The organism is Pedobacter sp. UC225_65, from assembly GCF_042698365.1.
Taxonomy (GTDB): Bacteria; Bacteroidota; Bacteroidia; order Sphingobacteriales; family Sphingobacteriaceae; genus Pedobacter.
Genome location: NZ_CP170550.1, coordinates 2,655,293 through 2,679,424 on the forward strand (window position 1 = coordinate 2,655,293; position 24,132 = coordinate 2,679,424).

At 39.6% G+C, this 24,132-nt stretch carries 19 protein-coding genes and 2 pseudogenes; 11 read left to right on the top strand and 10 right to left on the bottom strand.

Going from position 1 to position 24,132, the window contains the following annotated elements:
* Nucleotides 1-86: 86 nt before the first annotated feature.
* Nucleotides 87-1,493: a dihydrolipoyl dehydrogenase gene (gene lpdA / locus ACFJIZ_RS13920; RefSeq protein ID WP_379085092.1), complete on the bottom strand. Its 1,407-nt coding sequence runs from the start codon at nt 1,491-1,493 to the stop codon at nt 87-89.
* Nucleotides 1,494-1,890: 397 nt separating this feature from the next.
* Here lpdA and ACFJIZ_RS13925 point away from each other — a divergent pair, with 397 nt between their 5' ends.
* The 5 genes and pseudogenes from ACFJIZ_RS13925 (at nt 1,891) to ACFJIZ_RS13945 (ending at nt 8,524) form a co-directional block, all read left to right on the top strand.
* A complete protein-coding gene (locus ACFJIZ_RS13925) occupies nt 1,891-2,988 on the top strand; it encodes a CocE/NonD family hydrolase (RefSeq protein ID WP_379085095.1) in 1,098 nt (365 codons plus the stop codon).
* Complete coding sequence (locus tag ACFJIZ_RS13930) at nt 2,958-3,764, top strand: CocE/NonD family hydrolase (RefSeq protein WP_379094042.1); 807 nt, start codon at nt 2,958-2,960, stop codon at nt 3,762-3,764. The genes ACFJIZ_RS13925 and ACFJIZ_RS13930 overlap by 31 nt, the downstream gene beginning before the upstream one ends.
* A pseudogene (locus ACFJIZ_RS13935) lies at nt 3,764-5,636 on the top strand (CocE/NonD family hydrolase). Before ACFJIZ_RS13930 ends, ACFJIZ_RS13935 begins: the two are co-directional and overlap by 1 nt.
* 7 nt (nt 5,637-5,643) lie before the next feature.
* The gene (locus tag ACFJIZ_RS13940; RefSeq protein WP_379085098.1) at nt 5,644-7,302 is read left to right on the top strand and encodes a M1 family metallopeptidase; all 1,659 of its coding nucleotides are present in this window, start codon (nt 5,644-5,646) and stop codon (nt 7,300-7,302) included.
* Nucleotides 7,303-7,786: 484 nt separating this feature from the next.
* Nucleotides 7,787-8,524 (top strand): head GIN domain-containing protein, encoded by a 738-nt coding sequence (locus tag ACFJIZ_RS13945; RefSeq protein ID WP_379085101.1) that lies wholly within the window; start codon nt 7,787-7,789, stop codon nt 8,522-8,524.
* 318 nt (nt 8,525-8,842) lie between these two features.
* Here the strand turns inward: ACFJIZ_RS13945 and ACFJIZ_RS13950 are convergent, their stop codons facing one another.
* From ACFJIZ_RS13950 to ACFJIZ_RS13980, 7 genes and pseudogenes are all read right to left on the bottom strand, one after another.
* Complete coding sequence (locus ACFJIZ_RS13950) at nt 8,843-9,733, bottom strand: hypothetical protein (RefSeq protein WP_379085104.1); 891 nt, start codon at nt 9,731-9,733, stop codon at nt 8,843-8,845.
* Between the two features lie 83 nt (nt 9,734-9,816).
* Nucleotides 9,817-10,164 carry a DUF2490 domain-containing protein gene (locus ACFJIZ_RS13955; RefSeq protein ID WP_379085107.1) on the bottom strand — a complete coding sequence of 116 codons (348 nt, stop codon included), beginning with the start codon at nt 10,162-10,164 and terminating at the stop codon, nt 9,817-9,819.
* A gap of 25 nt (nt 10,165-10,189) precedes the next feature.
* Nucleotides 10,190-10,522, bottom strand: coding sequence for a DUF2490 domain-containing protein (locus tag ACFJIZ_RS13960; protein WP_379085110.1), 333 nt, complete (start codon nt 10,520-10,522; stop codon nt 10,190-10,192).
* Nucleotides 10,523-10,659: 137 nt separating this feature from the next.
* The gene (odhB, locus tag ACFJIZ_RS13965) at nt 10,660-11,886 is read right to left on the bottom strand and encodes a 2-oxoglutarate dehydrogenase complex dihydrolipoyllysine-residue succinyltransferase (protein ID WP_379085113.1); all 1,227 of its coding nucleotides are present in this window, start codon (nt 11,884-11,886) and stop codon (nt 10,660-10,662) included.
* Between the two features lie 104 nt (nt 11,887-11,990).
* Nucleotides 11,991-14,790: pseudogene (locus tag ACFJIZ_RS13970) on the bottom strand (2-oxoglutarate dehydrogenase E1 component).
* Between the two features lie 483 nt (nt 14,791-15,273).
* Nucleotides 15,274-16,197, bottom strand: coding sequence for an FAD-binding domain-containing protein (locus ACFJIZ_RS13975; protein ID WP_379085115.1), 924 nt, complete (start codon nt 16,195-16,197; stop codon nt 15,274-15,276).
* Nucleotides 16,142-16,558, bottom strand: coding sequence for a deoxyribodipyrimidine photo-lyase (locus tag ACFJIZ_RS13980; protein ID WP_379085118.1), 417 nt, complete (start codon nt 16,556-16,558; stop codon nt 16,142-16,144). Before ACFJIZ_RS13980 ends, ACFJIZ_RS13975 begins: the two co-directional genes overlap by 56 nt.
* A gap of 239 nt (nt 16,559-16,797) precedes the next feature.
* On the opposite strand from ACFJIZ_RS13980, the gene ACFJIZ_RS13985 reads away from it, so the two are divergent.
* A complete protein-coding gene (locus ACFJIZ_RS13985; protein WP_379085121.1) occupies nt 16,798-17,706 on the top strand; it encodes a TIGR01777 family oxidoreductase in 909 nt (302 codons plus the stop codon).
* A gap of 34 nt (nt 17,707-17,740) precedes the next feature.
* Here ACFJIZ_RS13985 and ACFJIZ_RS13990 read toward each other — a convergent pair whose 3' ends face one another.
* The gene (locus ACFJIZ_RS13990) at nt 17,741-18,487 is read right to left on the bottom strand and encodes a hypothetical protein (RefSeq protein WP_379085124.1); all 747 of its coding nucleotides are present in this window, start codon (nt 18,485-18,487) and stop codon (nt 17,741-17,743) included.
* On the bottom strand, nt 18,484-18,690 hold the full coding sequence (locus ACFJIZ_RS13995; protein ID WP_379085127.1) for a hypothetical protein: 207 nt from the start codon (nt 18,688-18,690) through the stop codon (nt 18,484-18,486). Before ACFJIZ_RS13995 ends, ACFJIZ_RS13990 begins: the two co-directional genes overlap by 4 nt.
* Before the next feature lie 376 nt (nt 18,691-19,066).
* Here ACFJIZ_RS13995 and ACFJIZ_RS14000 point away from each other — a divergent pair, with 376 nt between their 5' ends.
* From ACFJIZ_RS14000 to ACFJIZ_RS14020, 5 genes are all read left to right on the top strand, one after another.
* Nucleotides 19,067-19,318, top strand: coding sequence for a hypothetical protein (locus ACFJIZ_RS14000; RefSeq protein ID WP_379085129.1), 252 nt, complete (start codon nt 19,067-19,069; stop codon nt 19,316-19,318).
* 387 nt (nt 19,319-19,705) lie between these two features.
* Nucleotides 19,706-21,187: an ATP-binding protein gene (locus ACFJIZ_RS14005; RefSeq protein ID WP_379085132.1), complete on the top strand. Its 1,482-nt coding sequence runs from the start codon at nt 19,706-19,708 to the stop codon at nt 21,185-21,187.
* An 11-nt stretch (nt 21,188-21,198) separates the two neighbouring features.
* Nucleotides 21,199-21,870 (top strand): response regulator, encoded by a 672-nt coding sequence (locus ACFJIZ_RS14010; protein WP_379085135.1) that lies wholly within the window; start codon nt 21,199-21,201, stop codon nt 21,868-21,870.
* Between the two features lie 845 nt (nt 21,871-22,715).
* Nucleotides 22,716-23,048, top strand: coding sequence for a YegP family protein (locus ACFJIZ_RS14015; protein ID WP_379085138.1), 333 nt, complete (start codon nt 22,716-22,718; stop codon nt 23,046-23,048).
* A 9-nt stretch (nt 23,049-23,057) separates the two neighbouring features.
* A complete protein-coding gene (locus tag ACFJIZ_RS14020; RefSeq protein WP_379085141.1) occupies nt 23,058-24,122 on the top strand; it encodes a type I restriction endonuclease in 1,065 nt (354 codons plus the stop codon).
* Nucleotides 24,123-24,132: the final 10 nt, after the last annotated feature.

Below are 24,132 nucleotides of genomic sequence, written 5' to 3' on the forward strand. Positions count from 1 at the left end.
GTAGTACCGCGGGATCTCTATTTTGTTTAGCTGTATTCAGCTGATTACTTAAAAGGTTTTCAGACTTTCAACCTTTAACTTTCAACTTAAATATGTATCGCTCTATTTTCGGTTGCCGCCAAAGCTGCTTCCTTCAATGCCTCAGTATAGGTTGGGTGTGCATGGCAGATTCTTGCAATATCCTCAGCCGAAGCACGGAACTCCATTGCCACAACTGCTTCAGCAATCATATCAGCGGCACGTGGGCCAATCATATGTACACCTAAGATTTCGTCGGTAGCCTCATCAGCCAATACCTTTACAAATCCATCTGTATCCATACTTGCTTTTGCTCTTCCACTTGCTTTAAAAGGGAAAGAACCTGTTTTATATTTGGTGCCTTTTTCTTTCAACTGCTCTTCGGTATAACCCACAGAAGCCACTTCTGGCCAAGTATAAACCACACCAGGAATTAAGTTGTAATTGATATGAGGTTTCTGTCCGGCAATGGTTTCAGCCACAAAAATACCTTCATCTTCAGCCTTGTGCGCCAACATGGCTCCGGTAATGACATCGCCAATGGCATAAACACCTTTAACAGGAGTTTCCAAGTGCGCATCTACAGGGATTTTTTTACCTCTTTCTTCTAAGGTGATGCCTATTTTATCTAGACCTAAACCTTCACTATAAGCCGTTCTTCCTACCGCAACAATACAGTAATCAGCTTCTAACTTCACTGCTTCGCCTTTTGCATTATCGGCAGTAACTGTAACGGTTTTACCTTTAACACTAGCGCCAGTAACTTTATGGCCCATTAAAAACTCCATGCCTAAAGATTTCTTTAACACACGTTGTAGTTCTTTACCTAAGCCAGCATCCATCGTCGCAATGATAGAAGGCATAAACTCAACCACAGATACTTTGGTACCCAAACGGGCATATACCGAACCCAACTCCAGACCAATTACACCACCACCAATCACAACCATCGTTTTTGGAACTTCTTTGATGTTTAAAGCTTCGGTAGAAGTAATGATACGTTTTTTATCAATAGGTAAAAAAGGCAATGCCGTAGGTTTAGAACCTGTAGCAATGATCACGTTCTTTGTAGAAAGTGTTTCTGTTGAACCATCAGCCTTGGTTACCAAAATGGTGTTTTTATCCACAAAAGAACCAACGCCTTCAAAAGAATCGATTTTGTTTTTCTTGAATAAATAAGTAATACCGGCAGTATTCTGCGCCACAACATCATCCTTGCGGGCAATCATCTGCTTCATATCAACCTTTAAATCTTTTAGGTTAATACCATGTGTAGTAAAAGTGTGGGCAGCATTGTGAAAATGCTCAGAAGAATCTAACAAAGCCTTAGAAGGAATACAGCCTACATTTAGACAAGTACCTCCAAAAGTTTTATATTTTTCAACTACTGCTGTTTTCAAACCTAACTGTGCACAGCGAATGGCACCTACATAACCGCCCGGGCCCGAGCCTATAACAACTACATCGTATTGCATAACCTAAAAAATTTTATGTGGCTAAGTTACACATTAGTTTTATTCTGGTAAAGTTCAAATGGTCATTAGTTCATCAGTAAACAGTCGATTGGTTCAATAGTTCATTAGTCATTAGTTCATTGCAAACTGATAACCGTCAACTGTTTAATTGTACAATTGTTTAAATGGTTAACTGTCATTAAAAATCTCCTAGATAAATTGTCAGTCTGAGCCTGTCGAAGTGTTTTACCAAAGATTTAGCAAAACATCTATTTTTGTGAACACTATCTACTTTTCACTTTAAACTTTCAACCTTTAACTTTCAACTCCCTATCACAATCTTGATACCTATCTTCAAATAATTTATACAACAAAACCATTTTACATATATTTATACAATAAACCTATCCTATTCAATATGAACCGCTTAAAATCAGCCATTCTACTGCTCAGTTTCGTATTTATCGTTACCAACCTGAAGGCACAAAACACCTATATCAAAGACAATTACACCAAAACCGACACCTATATCACCATGCGTGATGGTGTAAAACTATTTACCTCCATCTATACCCCAAAAGACGCTTCAGCACAAAAAAAATACCCGATCATGATGCAGCGTACCTGTTATAGCATTGCACCTTATGGTATCGATAAATATCCAGGCAAATTAGGTCCATCAACCACCATGATGAAAGAAGGGTACATCTTCGTTTATCAGGATGTGCGCGGCAGGTATAAAAGCGAAGGCACTTTTACCAACATGACCCCAGTGATAGCCAACAAAAAAAGTAAAAGCGATGTAGACGAAGGCTCGGACACTTACGACACCATAGATTGGTTGATCAAAAATGCCGCAAATAACAATGGCAATGTAGGCCAGTGGGGTATTTCGTATCCTGGTTTTTATACCGCAGCAGGTATCTTGAGTAATCACCCTGCGCTAAAAGCTTCATCGCCACAGGCCCCAATCTCAGATTTCTTTTTCGACGATTTTCACCATAATGGCGCATTCTTACAAAGCTATTTCTTTACCTTCCCTGTATTTGGTGTACAGAAAAAAGACACCACCACCACGGCTTGGTACAACAGCCAGAACATTAAGACGGGTACCAGAGATGGTTACCAGTTCGGATTAGACCTTGGCCCCTTAAGCAATGCCGACAAATACTATAAAGACAATTTCTTTTGGCAAGAAACCGTAAACCACCCAAGCTATGATGAGTTTTGGCAAAAACGTGGCTTATTGAAACATTATACAGAAGGTGTAAAACCTGCAATCATGACGGTTGGTGGCTGGTTCGATGCCGAAGATCTATCGGGACCATTAAACATCTATAAAACCATCGAAAAGAAAAATCCAAATGCCTACAACACCATTGTAATGGGTCCATTTGGCCACGGCCGTTGGTCGAGCGAAGCAGGCCATACCATGCACAGCAATGTTTACTTTGGCGATAGCATCGCCACTTTTTATCAAAAGAGATCGAATCGAAATTCTTTAACCACTTTTTAAAAGGTAATGGAGATAAAAACACAGGCTTACCAGAAGCTTACATGTTTGATACAGGCCTAAAAAAATGGGATACCTTTACCAAATGGCCCGCAGCCAATGTAACCAAACAGAAACTCTATCTGGCTACAAATGGCAAACTGAGCATGACCAAGCCAAGCACAGCTGGTTCTACTTCTTACCTTAGCGACCCTTTAAAACCTGTACCTTATACCGAAGACATTACCACCACTACAGGTTTTACTCCGCACAACTACATGAGCGAAGATCAACGTTTTGCAGGTCGCAGGCCAGATGTATTGGTGTTCCAGAGCGACGTTTTAACAGAAGACATTACCTTAGGTGGCGAAATCATGTCGCACTTAAAAATAGCTACAACGGGTAGCGATGCAGATTTCTTTGTGAAACTGATTGACGTTTATCCAGCAGACGAGCCGAATAATGCCTACATGCCAAACAAGAACATTACGTTGAGCAATTATTGGCAAATGGTACGTTCAGAGATGATGCCTGCCCGTTTCCGTAACAGTTTCGAAAAACCAGAAGCTTTAACAGCTGGTAAAAAAACAGAAGTCAACTTCCGTTTACAAGATGTGTTACATACCTTTAAAAAAGGCCATCGCATTATGATCCAAGTACAAAGTACAGCCTTCCCTTTGTTTGCCCGCAACCCACAAAAATTTGTACCTAATCCTTACAAAGCCAAAGCGGCAGATTATATCAAAGCCACACAAACCATATTTAACGATAGTTTTATTGAAGTAGACATCATCAAATAATGAACATCCTTAAACTCACCTTATTTTCTGCTCTTCTTACGTTTTCTTTGGCCGCAAGTGCGCAAGAAACAGATTCGGCATATGTTAGAAACAACTACACCAAAATAGAAAGACAGATGACCATGCGCGATGGCATAAAACTATTTACGGCCATTTACATGCCCAAAGACCAGAGTAAAAAATATCCTTTTTTGATTGAACCGCACCCCTTATACCGTTGCACCATATGGTGAAGACAAATATAAGCTCAGCCTAGGCAGTTTCCCCGCTTTGATGAGAGAAGGATTTATCTTCGTGTATCAAGACGTACGTGGAAGATGGATGAGTGAAGGCAACTTTGAAGACATCAGGCCACAGACTAGCAAAAAAGGTAAAAAAGACATCGACGAAAGTACTGATACCTACGATACGATCGATTGGTTGGTTAAAAACATCCCGAACAACAATGGTAAAGCGGGTATCTCGGGTATTTCTTATCCGGGTTTTTATTCTACCACATCTTTACCCAATGCACACCCTGCGCTAAAAGCAGTTTCACCACAGTCCCCTGTAACCGATTGGTTTTTGGGCGATGACTTCCACCATAATGGCACCCTGTTTTTAATGGACGCCTTTAGTTTCATGAGCAATTTTGGCGTACCACGCCCAAAACCCATTACGCCAGACAAAGGCCCTAAAGGTTTTGTCTTCCCTATTCAGGACAATTACCGTTTCTATTTAGAAGCTGGATCCGTTAAAAACCTCAAAGACAAATATTTTGCAGACAGCATCAAGTTCTGGAACAATCTCTTTAAACACCCCAATCTGGATACTTTTTGGAGAGCAAGGCTGATTACCCCCCACCTTACCAATGTTAAACCTGCTGTAATGGTGGTCGGTGGTTTTTTTGATGCAGAAGACGCCTACGGAACTTTTGCGACTTATAAAGCGATCGAAAAACAGAACCCTGGTGCCAATAATATCTTGGTGGCAGGACCATGGTTTCATGGAGGATGGGTACGCAGTACTGGCAGTAGCTTTGGCGACATCCAGTTCGGACAGCCTACCAGCACCTATTACCAACAAAACCTAGAACTGCCTTTCTTTAAGTTTTACCTCAAAGGCGAAGGCGATTTTAACCCTGCCGAAGCCAATATCTTTGTAACGGGTAGCAACCAATGGAAACGCTTTAATGCTTGGCCACCTGCAGAAACAGAGAGCAGAAACCTGTACCTACAGCCCAATGGCAAATTGGCTTTTACCAAGGTTGGCCGCACCGATAGTTGGGACGAATATGTAAGCGACCCTGCAAACCCAGTACCTTACCAAGATGGTGTACAGGCCAGGAGAACCCGCGAATATATGATAGACGATCAACGTTTTGCCGCCCGCAGGCCAGATGTAAAAACCTATCAAACTGATGTTTTAACAGAAGACATTACTTTAACAGGGCCTGTTTTGGCCAACTTGGTGGTAGCAACCACTGGTACCGATGCAGATTATGTGGTGAAACTGATAGATGTATATCCAGAGGATACACCAAACCCAAGCCCCAACCCTAAGAACCTGATCATGGGCGGTTACCAGATGTTGGTACGTGGAGAGATCATGCGAGGCAAGTACCGCAACAGTTTCGAAAAACCCGAACCTTTTGTACCCAATGCCATTACCAAAGTGAGCTATGCCCTACCAGACGTGGCCCATACCTTTAAAAAAGGTCATCGGATCATGATCCAAATTCAAAATACCTGGTTTCCATTGGCCGACAGAAACCCACAAAAATTTATGGACATCTATCAGGCAGAGCCGAAAGATTTTCAAAAAGCTACCCATAAAATATACCACGACACCTTTAACAGTTCATTTATTACTGTAAATGTGTTAAAACCATAATAACAAAATGAAAAAACTGATCTACACCGTACTCGCTTTAGTATTATTGAGCTACGGTACACAAGCCCAATTGTTGGGTGCTAAAAAAGGCAACAGCAGAGCTGATAGCCTAAGAGGGATGTTAACCCCTTTACGTACTTGTTATGATATCAATTACTACCACTTGGATGTGAAGATAGACATCGACAATAAATCGGTAAGTGGCAGCAATGAGTTTGCCTTTACCGCTACACAAGATTTTACCAAACTACAGTTTGATCTTTTCGAAAATCTAAAAATTGAAAAAGTAGTTTACAAAGGAGCTGACCTTCCCTTTACCAGAGAGTTTGGGGCCGTATTTGTGACCTTCCCAAAGACCATTAAAAAAGGCAGCAAAGATAGTTTTACCGTGTTTTATGGCGGCAATCCTAAAGTGGCCCGTAACCCACCTTGGGATGGTGGTTTTATCTTTAGAAAAGACAAAGGCGGCAATCCGTTTGTATCTGTAGCCTGCCAAGGCTTGGGTGCCAGCGTTTGGTGGCCAACCAAAGACCACCAAAGTGATGAGGTAGATAGCATGTTGATCAGTATCTCTGTACCCAAAGACCTTGATGAGGTTTCTAATGGTCGATTACGTAGCATTATAGACAAGCCAGATGGATACAGACAACACAACTGGTTTGTAGCCAATCCAATCAACAACTACACCGTATCATTCTATATTGGTAAATATGCCCACTGGACAGACACCTACAATGGCGAAAACGGTCCTTTGACCATCGATTACTGGTCGCTAAAAGAAGACAGTGCCAAAGCCCGCCCACATTGGGATGCCGATGTGAAACCAATGTTAAAATCGTTCGAGTACTGGTTTGGTCCATACCCATGGTATAAAGATGGTTATAAACTGGTACAGGCGCCACACCTGGGCATGGAACACCAAAGTGCAGTAGCTTATGGCAATCAATTTAGAAAGGGTTACCTAGGTAGCGATATGTCTGGCACAGGCCATGGTTTAAAATGGGACTACATTACGGTACACGAAAGTGGGCACGAGTGGTTTGCCAACAATGTAACCACCAAAGACATTGCCGATATGTGGGTGCACGAAGGCTTTACTACCTATTCTGAAGCCTTGTTTACCGAGTCTACCCAAGGTAAAAAGGCAGGAGAAGAATATTTGATTGGTTTGAGAAAGGGCATTAGCAATAGATCGCCAATTATTGGTCCATACAATGTCAATGAAGAAGGCAGTCCAGACATGTATCCCAAAGGAGCCAGCCTGATCCATAACATCCGTCAGTTGATCAACAACGATGAGAAATTCAGATCTATTTTAAGAGGCATCAACAAAACCTTTTACCACAAAACCACCACTACCCAAGAAATAGAAGCTTATATAGCCAAACAAAGTGGATTAAAGCTCGACAAAGTATTTGATCAATATTTACGCTACAGCAAAATTCCTGTATTGGAATATAAGATAGCCAACGGAACCCTATCCTACCGTTGGATAACCGATGTTGCCGGATTTGACATGCCAGTTAAGGTTACACTAAAGGCAGATCAATATACCCTCATCAAACCTACCAACGACTGGAAGACCATTAAGGTAGATGCCAGTATCAATGCAGACAATTTTAAGGCAGATCCAAACTTTTATATCAATGTTAAAAAAGTAGAATAGTAAAACTGTTCGGTTAAAATAGACCAATGCCCAATTGTTAATTTTTAGCAGTTGGGCATTTTTTTGTCAGGGAATAGAGTTGAAAGTTTAGAGAATACGAAACAGAGAATAGTGATAGAGGTTAATAACAAATAACGAGCAACTCACAACAAATGAACTAATGACCATTGAACAAATGAACTGAATGTAACGAATGTCAGTCTGAGCCTGTCGAAGACCCTTTAACCTACACTTCGATAGGCTCAGTGTGACAATTTTATCTCCGAGACTTTTGAAGACGATTAACCAGTTAAACAGTTGACGGTTATCAGTTGCCAATGAACAAATGAACTAATGACTAATGAACTAATGAACTTTTTTTACCAGTGAATAAATTTCTTACCTGCGTGCAACGTTTCCACAACAAACGGCGTCTAATAAGAAAAGACAATTAAACCCGGAGTGTTAGGACTCTGGAGAACCCATAAAAAATAAACTAAAATCGATGAAAAAGTTATTTATCTCTTTAGGCATAAGCTTTGTATTGCTTAGCCTAAGCCTTCAACCAGTTTTGGCAGCCTACCCAATCGTAATTTCATTTTCTAAATTTAAAAAAGAAGAAAGAGACGTAAAGAATTTTAATGGTGTAGCAGCAGGTGGACCAATCAATGTTGTTGTTACCTTGGGCAGTACCGAAGGTTTAAGGTTTGAAGGTGATGCAGACGCAATTGCCACTTTAATTACCGAAGTAAAAGGCAATATACTGATAATTAGACCTGAAAACAGCTGGAAAAGTTGGTCTAGAAAATACGAGAACAAAAAAATCACTGCCTACGTTTCGGCCAAAACCATTAAAAGCTTAACCATGAGCGGATCAGGTAATCTATCGGTTAATGGTAAGATCAAAGAAAATACACTAACCACTACTTTGAGCGGATCGGGCAGCATTACGGCAAACGCAGATATCGCTAATTATACTGGTGTGATCAGTGGTTCAGGCAACCTGAATATCAGCGGTGGAGCAGACGATGCTACCATTACCATTAGCGGCTCAGGTGCATTTACCAGAAAAGGATTTTCGGTAAGCCATTTAACCGCGGTAGTAAGTGGCTCTGGAAGTGTTACGATAGTGGCCCAAGACAAGATTGATGCCGTAATCAGCGGATCGGGCAGCATCAACTACAGCGGTAACCCTAGAGTAGAACAAAGAGTATCTGGCTCAGGAAGAGTAAGAAAAATATAAACGCTTTTAACACACACAAAAAAGCTAAGCTTTCCAACAACATTGGGAAGCTTTTTTATTTAATGTCCCTATAGTGCTGGTCTGGATTTGTAATCCAGACCTATTATCATCGAGATTTCTAATCTCGATATAGTTTACAGTGATCGAGAAAACATTTCTCGACCAATATGAATGACAAAAATACCTATGTATACTATGTTTCTATGTGTTGGATATTAATCAACAAATAAAGAATCAATCTATAGAGATTCTTCGTTGCACTCAGAATGACAAAAAAGAAAAAAGCCAATCCTTATCAGATTGGCTTTCAAATTTTATTTAAAACTGTAAACCTAAAACGGTTAAACTTTCCAGGTATCTAATGGTTTGACTGGCTCCATCAATGCTGTTCCTTCCAGTGGTATGGATTTTAGATAGGTCTGTAAACCCTACCTTAGCAGAACTCTGTAGATAGAACTTCTTGGTAAAATTAAACTTCAGACCTGCTTTTACAGAAATCCCATAACCTGCAAAATTCCAGAAATTGTTTTCCCCAACCCCAAACAACCTTACATCTGTACGTGGGATCATTGCCCCAACACCCACACCGGTTTCTAAGGTCAGCATCTGCTTTTGCGAACGGGCAACCCAAATGTCATCGTAACGCTCTAACTCCGTACTTACATAGTTAAAACCATCGGTATGCTCAAAGGTCAACATATCTGCATTTACCTGCAGTGGCGTATTGTTATAGGTACCTGCGTAAGGCCCAGTTGGAATACCCGGACTAGAAATGGTAGAATTAATATAACCATCAACCTTAACCGTTTGCGGAATTTCCATTACGTATTTCATGTGGTCCCAACCCAAAGAGATGCTATAATTATCTTTAATGAAATAACCAAAGCGCATATTGAATTGGGGAGTAGTCAACTCCATCGGATTGATGTAATCTAAAGATAATTTTGAGGGTCTGTCTTTTGCCTTTACATTCTTTAAGGTAAAATCGTAACCAGGTCCTTTAAAATTGATGTCGCTGGTATCGTACAAAGAAAAGTTCCAGCCCCAATGTACAAACCACTCTCCTTTACGAGAAAAATTTCTTTTGGGTTCTCTGGAGAAAAGACTTCTACCAATTTTAGGTTGATTAACAGATTTCGGGATGATATCTTGGGCACTTACCTTTTTACCAAAAAGCAAGGCGAAAATTAGCACAGGGAAACGTCTCATGCCCAAAAATGAGCAAAAAGCACCATTTTTTTATTTATTTAACATTTCAAAGCATCTAAAATGTTAAATATGACTTTAGATCATTAAAACCTTGTATAGATGGCCAACTGTACCACATTATTGAGTGTAGTACCATTGATTCCTTTACTCGCCTGGTTGAGATAGCCAGCCTCGATATCCATCTTTTTCGAGAAACGGTAGCCCGCAGCCAGATAAGCTCTATTTTGATCGAAAAAGCTCTTGTTCAATAAATCTTTGTTCTGGATATTGAAGAACGTTTCATTCTGTAAAGCTAAAAAAGCACCTTCGGTAAAAGTATCCTGCTTTTTCTGGAGTGGCTGGATCAACCTAAAGAAATAACGGAGGCGTTGCGAAAAGATATCATCCCCATTGGTTTCAATAAAACGTTGTTCTAATCTAAATCGGTGCATGGCAAAAACAGAACTGATCTTATGGTTAATGATGTATTGTTCCCAGGATCCGGTGCTCTAACAAAGTCTGTTTATTAGGGATTGGCGAAAATTTGTTGTTAGTGGTAGCCAACATATAACCCGCCGTTACATTGCTTTTATCATTGAGGTAATAGGTAAGTCCGGGTCTGAACAAGGTATTTCTTACATAAGCCCAATCATCTGCGGTACGCACTTGCACATCGAGTGCCAGTCCCCATTTTTTGTTGAATTTAGTTGAATTGAAAAAGGCCAACCAACCCGAATTCTGTTGAATGGTCTGTGCGCTTAATTTGCTTACGGCTAAAAATAAAATCAGGGTTACTGCAATTCTTCTCATAAAAACGAGTCCTGGGTGTATACCCGCTAAAATAGAAGAAAAATATAATTACTCCCAATTGTAATGCAATTTTGTCGCAAATAAAAAGTCCTATCAAAAAATTTGACAGGACTTTTAAAATATAATTAATCAGGTGCTTATACCCCTAATAACAATCTAGCTGGGTCTTCTAACAGTTGTTTCACACGTACCAAGAAACCTACCGACTCACGACCATCGATGATCCTGTGGTCATAAGACAAGGCAATGTACATCATCGGACGGATCACCACTTCTTTGTTCTCTGCAATGGGACGCTCAATAATGTTGTGCATCCCTAAAATTGCCGATTGTGGCGCATTGATGATTGGTGTAGACATCATCGAACCAAACACACCGCCGTTGGTAATGGTAAATGTTCCACCTGTCATTTCCTCAATTGTCAATTTGCTATCTCTCGCCTTGGTAGCCAATTCGATTACCGTTTTTTCGATCTGCGCCAAGCTCATGCTCTCTGCATTTCTGATGATCGGCACCACCAATCCTTTTGGTGCAGAAACTGCGATAGACACATCTACAAAATCATTGTAAACGATCTCTTCACCTTCAATACGTGCATTTACCGCAGGAAAATCTTTAGCTGCCTCGCAAACTGCTTTGGTAAAGAAGCTCATGAAACCTAAACCTACACCAAACTTCTCTTTAAACTGGTCTTTATATTTAGCTCTCAAGTCCATGATCGGTTTCATGTTCACCTCATTAAAAGTGGTCAACATGGCTGTTTCGTTTTTAACTGTTACTAAACGTTTAGCAACTGTTTTACGCAATGGCGACATTTTTTCTCTGCGCTCATTTCTTGAACCAGCTACAACTGGAGTACTTGCCGCTTTTGGGGCCTCAACTTTCGGACTAGCTGCTTTTTCAGCTTTGTTTGCATCATCTTTAGTGATACGTCCATCAACACCGGTACCTTTTACGCTACCTGCATCTACACCTTTTTCGGCCAAGATCTTAGCTGCAGATGGCGATGGTGTTCCTGTGGCATAGCTGTCGCCAGATTTTTCTGCAACAGGGGCACTTACTTTATCAGCAACAGGAGCTGCCGCTGTTTCGGCTTTTGGACTTTCTGCTTTAGGGCTAGCTGCTGCGCCGCCCTCTTCAATAGAACAAACTACTGCACCAATTGGCAAGGTATCACCTTCGCTAGCTACAATTTTTAAAGTTCCCGCTTTTTCGGCAGTTAGTTCAAACGTTGCTTTATCAGATTCTAACTCTGCAATGATTTCGTCCATTTCAACAAAATCTCCATCGTTTTTAATCCAACGAGATAAAACTACTTCTGTAATCGATTCGCCAACTGGCGGAACTTTTATTTCTAAACCCATATTTGTAACGTTATGTTTTGTATTGTTAAAGGTTAAAATGTTGTAAAGTTGAAATGTTGATGGGCACCGCCCTTTACCTTAAACCTTACACCCTAAACCTCGTTTTAATCTATGTTAACTAATTTTTTTGTCGCTTTGCTTACAATCTCTTTTACTTTTTCTGTTACCGGAACATCAAAAGCTGTAGCTACAATATAAGCTTGTTGGTTGGCATGTTGTTTTGCAAAACCTGTTGCCGTACTGCTGCTTTCTTTTCTAGAGATCACATCCATTTGGCCAAATGAGGTTTTTCTCAATCGGCGCAATAGGTAAGGCCAAGCACCCATGTTTTCTGGTTCTTCTTGTACCCAAACTGCGTCCTTTGCATTTTTATAGCGTTTATAAACTGCTTCCATTTGGTCAACAGGTGTTGGATACAATTGCTCTACTCGTACCAAGGCTACATCACCTTTTTCGTTTGCTTTTTGTGTTTCCAATAGATCATAATAGATTTTGCCACTACAGAAAACCACACGTTTTACGTTTGCTGGTTTTACGTTTGCATCATCTATCACCTCTTTAAATTTACCTTCTGTAAAATCTGTTAATGGACTTACACAAAGTGGATGGCGCAACAAGCTTTTCGGGCTAAATACCACCAATGGTTTACGGAAATCGCGTTTAAACTGACGACGTAAGGCATGGAAGAAGTTAGCAGGTGTAGTGCAATTGGTTACCTGCATGTTGTAATCTGCGCAAAGCTCCATAAAACGCTCAATCCTTGCAGATGAGTGCTCAGGCCCCTGGCCTTCGTAACCATGTGGCAACAACATTACCAAACCATTTTCTCTTTGCCATTTGGTTTCGGCACTGGCTACATATTGGTCAACCACGATCTGTGCCCCATTAAAGAAATCACCAAACTGTGCTTCCCAAATGGTTAGGGCATTAGGGTTGGCCATGGCATAACCATACTCAAATCCTAAAACACCATACTCTGATAAGTGCGAGTTGTAGATGTCAAATTGTGCTTGTTGATCAGAAATATTAGCTAGTGGTGTATATTCCTCTTCACTATCTTCTAAAGTCAATACGGCATGACGGTGAGAGAAAGTTCCTCTCTTTACATCCTGACCGCTTAAACGAACCCTTTTACCTTCGGCCAACAAAGTACCGTAGGCCAATTGCTCGCCCATTGCCCAATCAAATACATGAGTGGTAGTAGCCATTTTATAACGCTCATCAAATAACTTTTCGATTTTTTTGAAGAACTTTTTATCTTTTGGTAAAGTAGAGATCCTTTTGGCAACTTCTAACAAAGTTGTTTTTTTAACCGAAGTATCTGGTGAGACATCGAAATCTTTGGCGGTAGCGATACGCATATCGGCCCATGCACCTCCAAACTTCACATCGTGATACGTAGAGGTCAATTCTTTGGCTTCATTTAAACGCTCTTGTAAGATGCCTTTAAACTGTTTCTCCATCTCTTTGGCCAAACCTGCTTCCAACTCGCCGGTTTTGGTCAATTTTTCGATATAGATATCTCTTGGATTGGCATGTTGCTCAATCGCTTTATACAACAAAGGTTGCGTAAATTTAGGCTCATCCGCTTCGTTATGTCCAAATCTGCGGTAGCATAAAATATCGATGAACACATCGTTTTTATATTTTTGACGATACTCCATGGCCAAGTTGATGGCATACACCAAAGCTTCAACATCATCACCGTTTACGTGGAAAACCGGAGATAACGTTACTTTGGCAATATCTGTACAATAAGTACTAGAACGGGCATCTTTATAATTTGTAGTAAAACCGATCTGGTTGTTGATCACCAAGTGGATGGTTCCACCTGTTTTATAACCTTCCAATCCGGCCATTTGTATCACTTCGTACACAATCCCTTGACCAGCTACAGAAGCATCACCATGGATCAAAGATCGGAGCCAAGCGGCTGTTATCGCCTGCATATTTGAAATCGATCTTAGAACGCGACATCCCTTCAACCACACCATTCACTGTTTCTAAGTGCGATGGGTTTGGACATAAGCTCAAGTGTACGCTTTTACCATCAATGGTAGTTACATCAGTTGAGTAACCCAAGTGGTATTTCACATCACCCCCAAAAGGAGATTCAGCGCTATAACCTTTGCCTTCAAACTCTGCAAAAATATCTTTATAGGTTTTTTGCATGATGTTGGCCAATACGTTTAAACGACCACGGTGGGCCATACCAATTACAAACTCCTCAATGCCCAACTCTGCACCTTTTTCAATCACCGAATCCAATGCAGGAATCAACGACTCAGCACCTTCTAACGAGAAACGTTTTTGTCCCAAAAATTTGGTACCCAAAAAGTTCTCAAAACTTACCGCTTCATTCAATTTGGTCAGGATGCGTTTTTTCTCTTCGATAGAAAACTTAGGCGTGTTGCGCTCGCTCTCCATTTTGGATTCGATCCACTTTAAAACCTCTGGTGTACGTACATACAAGTACTCTGCACCGATAGACCTGCAATAGGTCTGCTCTAAGAAAGCAACAATGTCGCTTAATTTAGCTGGTGATCCAATACCGGTTTCAATGGCTGAGTTAAAAACTGTATCAAGGTCGGCTTGTGCCAGACCAAAGTTTTCAATTGCCAAGGTTGGTAAGTGTTTACGTCTCTCTCTTACCGGATTTGTTTTGGTAAACAAGTGTCCGCGTTGACGGTATCCATTGATCAGGTTTAAAACGTTCATCTCTTTTAAAAAATGTTCGGGAGCTTCAGTACTAACATGCGTTGCATCAGAACCTCTACCGAAATCAAAGCCTTCAAAAAACTTCTGCCAGCCAAATTCTACCGAATTCCGGTCTTCTTTATAGCTTTGGTATAAGGATTCGATATATTCGGCGTTGGCGCCATTGAGATAAGATAAGTTATCCATTGTGTATTTATTACGATAAGTATTGCAAAATTAGGATTTTACCTTAAGAAATGGCAATAAACTTAACAATTAATTAAATAAAAAGTGCTTTTTCTAACAGGGCAAATCGGGTAGTGTAATTTAGCCATGGTTACAGCATAAACCGTACCAATTGATCGGCCAAATTCATGATCAAAATCCGAGTAGAACAGTTGTATTTCGTATGCTTGTTGAAGGGTTGTAAAAGGATGATTTCATCAATAAGATTTACTGCTTTGCGGTCTTCGTTGTATTTAGAATGACAAATGTACACTATGTGTACTATGTTCCTATGTGGTTAACTTCTTAATACACTTTTAACTAATGCTATCTCAAGCCTATCGAAGGATCATATTAGAAAGATTTTGCCAATCAGTTTCTTCGTTACACTCAGCATGACAAAAATATTCTATATGTACTATATTTCTATGTAGTCAACTACTTTAGGTGATGATTACGCTAGGATTAGGCTCTTGCAGCTTGTGCGTAGTTACCCTTTGGATCTACCACTTTGAGCTGCTTTTGAAAATCGAAGCTCGAAGTTAAACGTTGGTCGTTACCTACGCCTGCAACAGTTGCCCAATTGCCCCAATTGCTCGCCGGACAATAATCAATCAGTTTTTCCTCAAAATAAGCGGCACCCATTACCCAATTCACTTTCAGTTCGTACACCAAGTAAGTTGCGACCAATTGCCTTGCCGCATTGTTGATATAGCCTATGGTGTTCAGCTCCTGCATCATCGCATCAACCAATAAATGCCCCGTATTCCCTGTTTTCCATAAGTGCAACAGGTCGCTATCGGCCAATGGCACTAGGGTAAGTTCTTGCTTAAAACCTTCAGGTTTAAAAAAGGTATTGCGGTATTTCTTGAACATGAAGCGGTAATAATCGCGCCATAAAAGTCCCAACACAATCTGATTGAAATAAGGTTTCAGTCCATAATTGGCTTCGGCCTCCTTCATTTTCCAATACACTTCTCTCGGTGACAAACAGCCCAAGGCCAACCAAGGCGAGAGCTTGGAAACGATTTCGTTCTTTTTTAACGAGGCATTGGCCAAAGCCATCCCTTCGCCAGTATGCAAGAAATCGTGCAGGTGGTTTAAGGCTGCTTCTTCTCCCCCTTTAAATTCAGAGTCCTGCGTTAATCCATCCAACTCTTCGTTAACCACCAACTCATTGAGCTCAGGTAAAATGCCCCAATCTTGCACAGCGACAAAACTGATGGCGTCTGGCGTTAAAAAACAAGGTTTTACAATGGCATCACGTTCAGTCTTTTTCTTAAACTGTGTAAAAACATCAGGAATATCCTTGATTGGAAAGGGTAGGTCTTCTTTATTGTAGAGCGTATGACCGATGAAATGTTTCAGGTTCACTTTCTGTTTCCACAAGATCTTCTACATGGGTAGAAACGACTGTCTCTTCACTGGCAACTTCCCTATGGTGGTAAACTTCTGCAATCTCATACTCGCTCACCAATGCAGGTAAAAGTTCTTCGGGTTTCCCTTTTAAGATCAAAAGGTCGCCACCATAACCTTGTAACGACTGACGGAGTGCAGCTACACTTTCGACCAAGAATTGCGTTCTTTTTGCACCGGTTTTGATGCTATGGTAATTGGTGAGCTCAAAATGACGGGGATCGAAACAATAGACGGGCAAAATTTCATCAGATTTGGCAATGGCTTCAACCAGCATTTCGTTATCATGCAAGCGTAAATCATTCCTAAACCAAACCAAAATCTTTTTGCTCATATCCGTAGCCATTTATATTGACCTGCAATTTGCACAAATTCTAGCAATTAGCCTTTTTAATCGCTCATTTTTTACATAGGGATAACACATCCTTGGCATTTGATTGACAAAATTGTCAAAAACAAAAAAACGGTTCCATTTCAAAGTCAACTATCCAATCTACCTTGTGTATACGTTCAAACTAAAATCCTATATTTCGCTCATTAAAACCAAAACCTAGTGTTAGCGGTTTATGCTATATGTCGAAAAACATTTTAATTACAGGAGCTACAGGGCTGGTAGGCCGAAAATTGATTCCCGCTTTACAGGCAAAGGGGCATCAGGTCTCTATTTTGTCTAGAAAACACACCAACATCAAAGATGTGAAAGTATACCTGTGGGATGTGTACCAACAGACCATAGACGAAAATGCCTTAACAGGAATAGATACCATTATCCATTTGGCTGGCGAAGGCATTGCCGATCAAAAATGGACAGCTAAACGTAAAAAGGAAATTGTAGACAGCAGGGTTAAATCTTGTGAACTTCTATACCGCACCATTGCGGCTACCAAAGCACCAGTTAGCACTTTTGTTTCTGCATCTGCTGTTGGTTTTTATGGCGATAGAGGTGAAGAAGTATTGACCGAAACCAGTGCACCAGGTGATGGCTTTTTGGCCGATTGTTGTATGGAATGGGAAAATGCTGCAACCGCAGGTCTTGACCTAGGCATCCGCGTAGTTAAAATTAGAGTGGGTATTGTTTTAAGCAAAGAAGATGGGGCTTTGGCCGCGATGGAAAAACCGATACGCTTTTTTGTAGGTGCCCCATTGGGTACGGGCAAACAATGGATGCCTTGGATCCACTTAAATGATATTGTAAAAATCTTTGTAACTGCTGTTGAAGACCCGAACATGGCAGGGCCTTATAATGCTTGTGCCCCCTATCCGGTTACCAATAAGTTATTGACCCAAAGCATGGCCAAAAAACTGCACAGACCTGTTTGGCCGATTACCGTTCCTGTATTTGTATTAAAAACGATCATGGGCGAAATGGGAATCTTACCACTGATGAGCAGCAATACCTCTTCCCAAAAACTATTGGATGCGGGTTATCGATTTGACTATGTTGATCTGGACAAGGCTTTGGAAGACATCTACAAAGCTTAGCCTTTTAGTTGGTCGAACTTATCAAAGACCCTCTTCATTTATGTAAAATGTATTTATTCAAGATATAGGAAGTCATCGGCATTAATTTTTTCTTGTTATTCAGGGGATAAGTACCGCTATCGGTATAAAATTCAGCGCTGTCTTGTCTGATCTTTACATACCAAACTTTGCCTAAATCCTTCTCCGTAATGGTATCCAAACGATTGATTTTCTTTAAGCCGACTAATTTCTGTTTATCCAAAGCAATTACGGTAGCATGATCAACCTTTACACTACATCCTACCGATTGGTATTGGTCACCTGTCCAGTACATACATTGCGCATTTATATTATCTAAAAAAGCGTATGACCCACCTCCTGCCATAGCTATAACTACAGATAAAACGATAGCATTTTTGAACTTTGATTTAACCTTTGGTTTTGCTGTTTCAACTGGCGCACTAATGAAAGGCTGAGGCAGTGACACAGGCTCGTCTTTTGTTTCTTGCTCTTCTTCCCTAGGAGGTTCCTCAATCTCGGTACAGGTTATATCTTCATCCTTAACTTCATCAGTTGGCTTTTCATTTTCTTGAGGACCCAAATCAATAGGGTCAGGATTTGGCAGAACTGCCAGACCTAAAGCACCATAATGATCAGCTTTCCAATCTTTATAAGGCCTGATTTCAAAATCTATTAACCACGCCAACAGTTTTACATTCTCTTCTTTTCTAATTCCCGGCTGTCCTAAAAAAAACTTCAATAGTGCTTTAAATCCATCCAAGTCAAATTTTTGGATACTCAATTCATGATCATTAAACTTATGATCAGGATAAAAAACGCCTTAATCGTTTCGTCATCCTTTTTAAGGTATCTGTTTTTTAAAATGAGGAGACATTCTTTCCTCAATTTAGCTTGCGTTGGGTTTTCAAAAGTCTCGGAAAGCAGACCCATCGCCTTTTTCTCTTGATAGAAATTTAGTACTGCATTTTTATAATCTTCAAACATTTTCAAAAAATTAAATGTAAAAATAGACTGGAATTTCCGGAATTTTTACGGTTTACCGGAATATCATTGGAATTATCTAGGACTAACAGGAAACATCGGAATTACCTAATTACAAACGGATTACAGTCCACATCTTTGCTTCAGAAATCAGTACAAGCGTTTGCTCAACTCATAGTAAATGTACGAAACAGATTTCACAATGAGCGGATGTTGCGGTAGTTCGTAACCGGTTTGGGAAGCAGTTATAAGCTCCCGCAATTGAAACTCAAAAACACTTCCCAAAAATTTCAGAAGGCCTTCTGATTTACAAACGTAGCAAGCCCCGCGAATGGTCGCGGGGACCTACAAAGTTTATCATTCTTAAATTTTTGAAAAAATGTTTTTACCATTAATTATAGCCATTTTATTAGGCTTAGTAAACCCAGCAAATCACAACACCAACTGTAATGGCGGAGGTACCGTCTATGTAAACTCCGACGGTTCAAACTCAGGCGACGACGGCTCTGGAAGCGGAGGCGATGATGGCTCTGGTGGAGATGACGGAACCAACCCTGGTGGACTACCTCCAGGTGACGGGCCTGGTGGCCCTACAGGAGATAACGGACAGTTGCCTCCTCCAAAACCATAATAAAGATAAAAGGGGTAGCGGTTGTTACCCCTTTTCTATTCAAATTAATTTTAACTAAACATCATCAAAGAAATAGATAATCACAAGAGCAATAAAAACTGACTTCATTTCTACTGGAACTTCATTGTCATTTAAACAATTATTAATCATGAGAAGGCATTGTTAGTTATTTTTCTAACTTAGGGTAAAACTATAAAATGTGAAACGCCTTCATCTTATATTAATTCTTAGCCTTTTTTTATTTACTTGTTCCGAAAATAAGTCTAAAATAAAAAGTACACCAAAAAAAGAAATAGAAAATGCTTTTTATGATAGAGCATTTGAGTATAGACAAAAGAATAAATCAGATAGCGCATTTAAATATTTTAGCCTAGCTAAAGACTTTTTTTGCAGCAAAAGGATAGTCTAGGAGCAGGAAAGTGTTTAGTAAATATGGGTATTATTTCTACTCAAATGGGTGATTATTTTGGTGGACAAGAAATTTCGTTAAGTGCCATCCCATATTTCCATGAAACAGATACAAACCATTTATACTATATCAAATCTAACCTTAATAATCTTGGCATTTCTTTTTATAATCTAAAAGAGTATGATCTAGCAATTAAATTCTATAGACAATCTTTGACATATGCTGCAGATAGTACAGCATTCGTGATAAAAAACAATATTGGGAACGCTTATAGAGAGAAGAAAGATTTAACAAAATCATTAGAGTTCTATGATGATATTCTTAAAGAAGGAATTAATAATAAAACAGAATATTCTAGAGCCTTAACTAATAGTGCTATTACTAAATGGCTTCAGAATCCCAATTATAATGCTGCCCCTGAGCTTTTAAAAGCTTTACATATTCGAGAAAAAGGAAGCAAATTAGAAGACTTAAGTTCCAGCTATCTACATTTGTCTAATTTTTATCTTCAAAATCACCTAGATTCGGCTTTATTTTACGCACGTAAAATGTATGGCACATCTCAAAGAACGAGTAATGCTGAAGATAAATTACTAGCACTTCACAATCTTATAAAACTTAGTCCATCAAAAGAATCAAAAAACTATTTTTTAGTATTTGAAAAATTGAATGATAGTGTGCAAACCGCTCGCGCTTCTGACAAGAATCAGTTCGCCCTTATCCGCTACGAAACTGAAAAACAAAAGTCCGACAATCTTCTACTTCAAAAAGACAATACAGAGAAAAAATATCAGCTCATCATATTGATAACATCTACCATTATATTGCTAATCTTTGGTGTAATTTGGTACAAAAAAAGAAAACAGCGACTAGAACTAGAAGCTCAAAATACCATCCGCGAAAACCAGCTTAGAACTTCCAAAAAAGTACACGACGTGGTCGCCAATGGCTTGTATCGGGTAATGACAGAAATCGAAAATCGGGAAGACATCGACAAAGAACATATCTTGGACAAGATTGACGACATGTATCAGAAATCTCGTGACATCTCGTACGACCAACCTCAAACACCCAATCTGCATTTTAATGATAAACTAACGAAACTCCTTCAAACTTTTGAAACAGCGACCATCAAGGTTGTAGTTTTAGGCAATACTGCTCAACTCTGGGAAAAAGTGACTACTGAGGTTAGGTATGAAGTAGAACATATCCTTCAAGAATTGTTGGTGAACATGGACAAACACAGCCAGGCAACTGAGGTAACTTTACAATTTGAGCAGATCGATAACCATATCAATATCTATTATACAGACAATGGCATTGGCCTATCCAAAGACATCGTTTTTAAAAATGGGCTGACCAATACGGGAAACCGTATCGCCCATATCCATGGCAGCCTTACTTTTGATACTGAAACCGAAAAAGGATTGAACATCAAGCTTTCATTTCCGATTTCCTAACTACCTAAAGTATGTTTAAAAAAGTATTGATTGCCGAAGACCACGAAATGACCAACTTTTCGGTACAAAGAACCCTCACCGAGTTGGGCATTGCCAACGACACCCGAAACTACGTCTACTATTGTGACCATGCCTTAATGCGTATCCAAAAAGGATTGCAAGAAAATGCTCCCTACGAATTATTGATCACCGACCTTTCTTTTATAGACGATGGTACTCAACAAAAAATATCTAAAGGAAGTGAATTGATCAAAGTGGCTAAACAATTACAGCCAGATCTCAAAATTTTAGTATTCTCTATGGAACATAGGGCAGAAATAGCAAATTCATTGATTAAGGAGTTGAACATTGATGCTTTTGTACCCAAAGGTCGCAAAGATGCACAAGATCTTAAACTGGCTATAGAAACGATTTATCAAGACAAAAAATATCTTTCCTCTCACCTTAAACGCAGTGGTGAAGAAAGGAAGGATTATCATTTTACCGATTTCGATAAAATCATTCTTCAATTGCTTTCTAAGGGAATACTCCAAAAGGACATCCCCTTTCATTTACAACAAAAGAACATCAAACCATCTGGTTTAAGCAGTGTTGAAAAACGGCTCAACCTGATCAAAGAAATATTGGAATTTTCGAACAACGAACAATTGATCGCTTACTGTAAAGACATAAAAGTAATCTGATCTTTAACATCATCTGCACAACAAATTAAACCCTAAATCAATCTGTCATCCTGAGCCTGTCGAAGGGAGATTGATTTGGGGTTTTGACTATTCTCAGCTTTTGCCATTTAGGTGAATGTTGCGTTTCCTCAGCCCTTTATTTTTCCCGTAAAATTCCCTACCGCAATATTGATTTTTATGTAACCAAAGCGCAGTACACAAAGAAATCAAACCTTCATTAATACCCTGTTTATCAGTTGTTAACTCCAAAAAATCAAACCAATCAAACTTTTTAAAAATACTTTACCGCTTTACGGATTCCCGTAAATAAAGGGTTTGGTATCTGTATACTTTTGAAGTGTTAACCAACAAAAAACAATTATGAAAAAGTATTATGTAAACACAAAAGCCCAGAGTAATGGCGATCATGAGGTCCACAATGAAAATTGCGACTATCTACCAAGCTCAGACAATAGAAAATACTTGGGCGAATTCTATTCTTGCGACAGTGCTGTTACAGAGGCAAAAAAAACTTATTCAAAGGCCAATGGGTGTTACTACTGCTCTAAAAGTTGTCATACTAGCTAATGTCCTATTATTTTTTCTCTTGCTAACTCTTTCAATATGAAATTCGGATATAGAGCTCCTTCTTTAAAAAAGAGAATTGCTGCAAGAACTTCTTGGAAACGGGTGGTTAGGCATCAACTAGGATTTAAAGCACCAAGGGGCTGGGGATGGCTAACTAATCCTAAAAAGGCAGCCTATAACAAGGTGTATCACCAAACTAGCAAAGGCTGCCTAACCACCTTCTTGTTTTCAGGATTTATCATTTCATTACTGTTATTCATCATCAAAAATTTAAAATAATGGGAAACTTCATCATCACCAAAAGAACAAACGGCGAATACCAATTTAACTTAAAGGCCACAAATGGACAGGTCATTTTAACCAGCGAAGGTTATGCGGCCAAAGCATCTTGTAAAACAGGTATCGAGTCTGTAAAAACGAATGCACCTACAGCTACAAGATACGACAGAAGAATTGCTAAAAATGGCTCCTTTTATTTTAACCTCAAAGCAGGGAATGGTGAAATTATTGGTAAAAGCCAGATGTACACCACCAGTTCGGCTCGCGACAACGGGATCGAATCTGTAAAAACAAATGCGCCTACGGCGTCTACCATAGACGAAACCATCTAATTAAAGACCATGGAACTTAAATTAAAGTTGGAGCAATTACACCAGCGGGTAAGTGGTTTAAAAGACCAGATACAAACCGAAGAAGCCACCAAAAATGCATTTGTGCTTCCTTTTATCCAAATCTTGGGTTACGACATCTTTAACCCCACCGAAGTTGTACCAGAACACATCTGCGACATCGGCACCAAAAAAGGTGAAAAGGTTGATTATGTGATCAGAAAAAATGAGGAACCTATCCTCATTATCGAGTGTAAACATTGGAAAGAAAATGCCGATGCACATAACTCTCAGCTTCATCGCTATTACCATGTTTCTAAAGCAAGGTTTGGTGTGTTGACCAATGGGATCATCTACAATTTTTACACCGACCTCGAGAAGCCAAATATCATGGATGAGAAACCTTTCTTGACCATTAATATCGAAGACCTGAAAGACAGCGCTATCAAAATTCTGGAGAGTTTTACCAAAAACGAATACAACCTAGAAAACATCCTTGATTCGGCCGAGGCTTTCAAATACATCAAAGCCATCAGAAAGGAATTTGAAAACGAAATCGAAAATCCATCTGATGAATTGGTAAAACTATTGGTCAACCGCTTTTTCGATAAACCATTAACGGCCAATCGGATGATTTCTTTTAAAGAATATACTAAAAAAGCATTGGCCATTTCAATTAACGAATCCATCAGTTATCGCCTAAAATCTGCATTGAACATTAACGAAAAGATTGAAACCAAAGTGGATGAAAAGGTTAACCAGATTGATGAAAACAATGGCGCACCGAAAGTAATCACCACAGTAGAAGAGATCGAGGCCTTTCAGATTGTGAAGGCCATTTTAAGAGAGAAGATTACGGCAGAAAGAATTGCCCATAGAGATACCCAATCTTATTTCGGTGTATTACTCGACGACAATAACAGAAAACCAATCTGTCGCTTTCATTTCAATAGTGCCAATAAATATTTGGAGCTTTTTCATAAGGGTAAAGATGCCGGAGAAAGAATACCCTTAAATAACCTAGACGAGATCTATAACCATAGAGATCAGTTACACCAAACCGTAGAAAATTATTAATATAAAAACT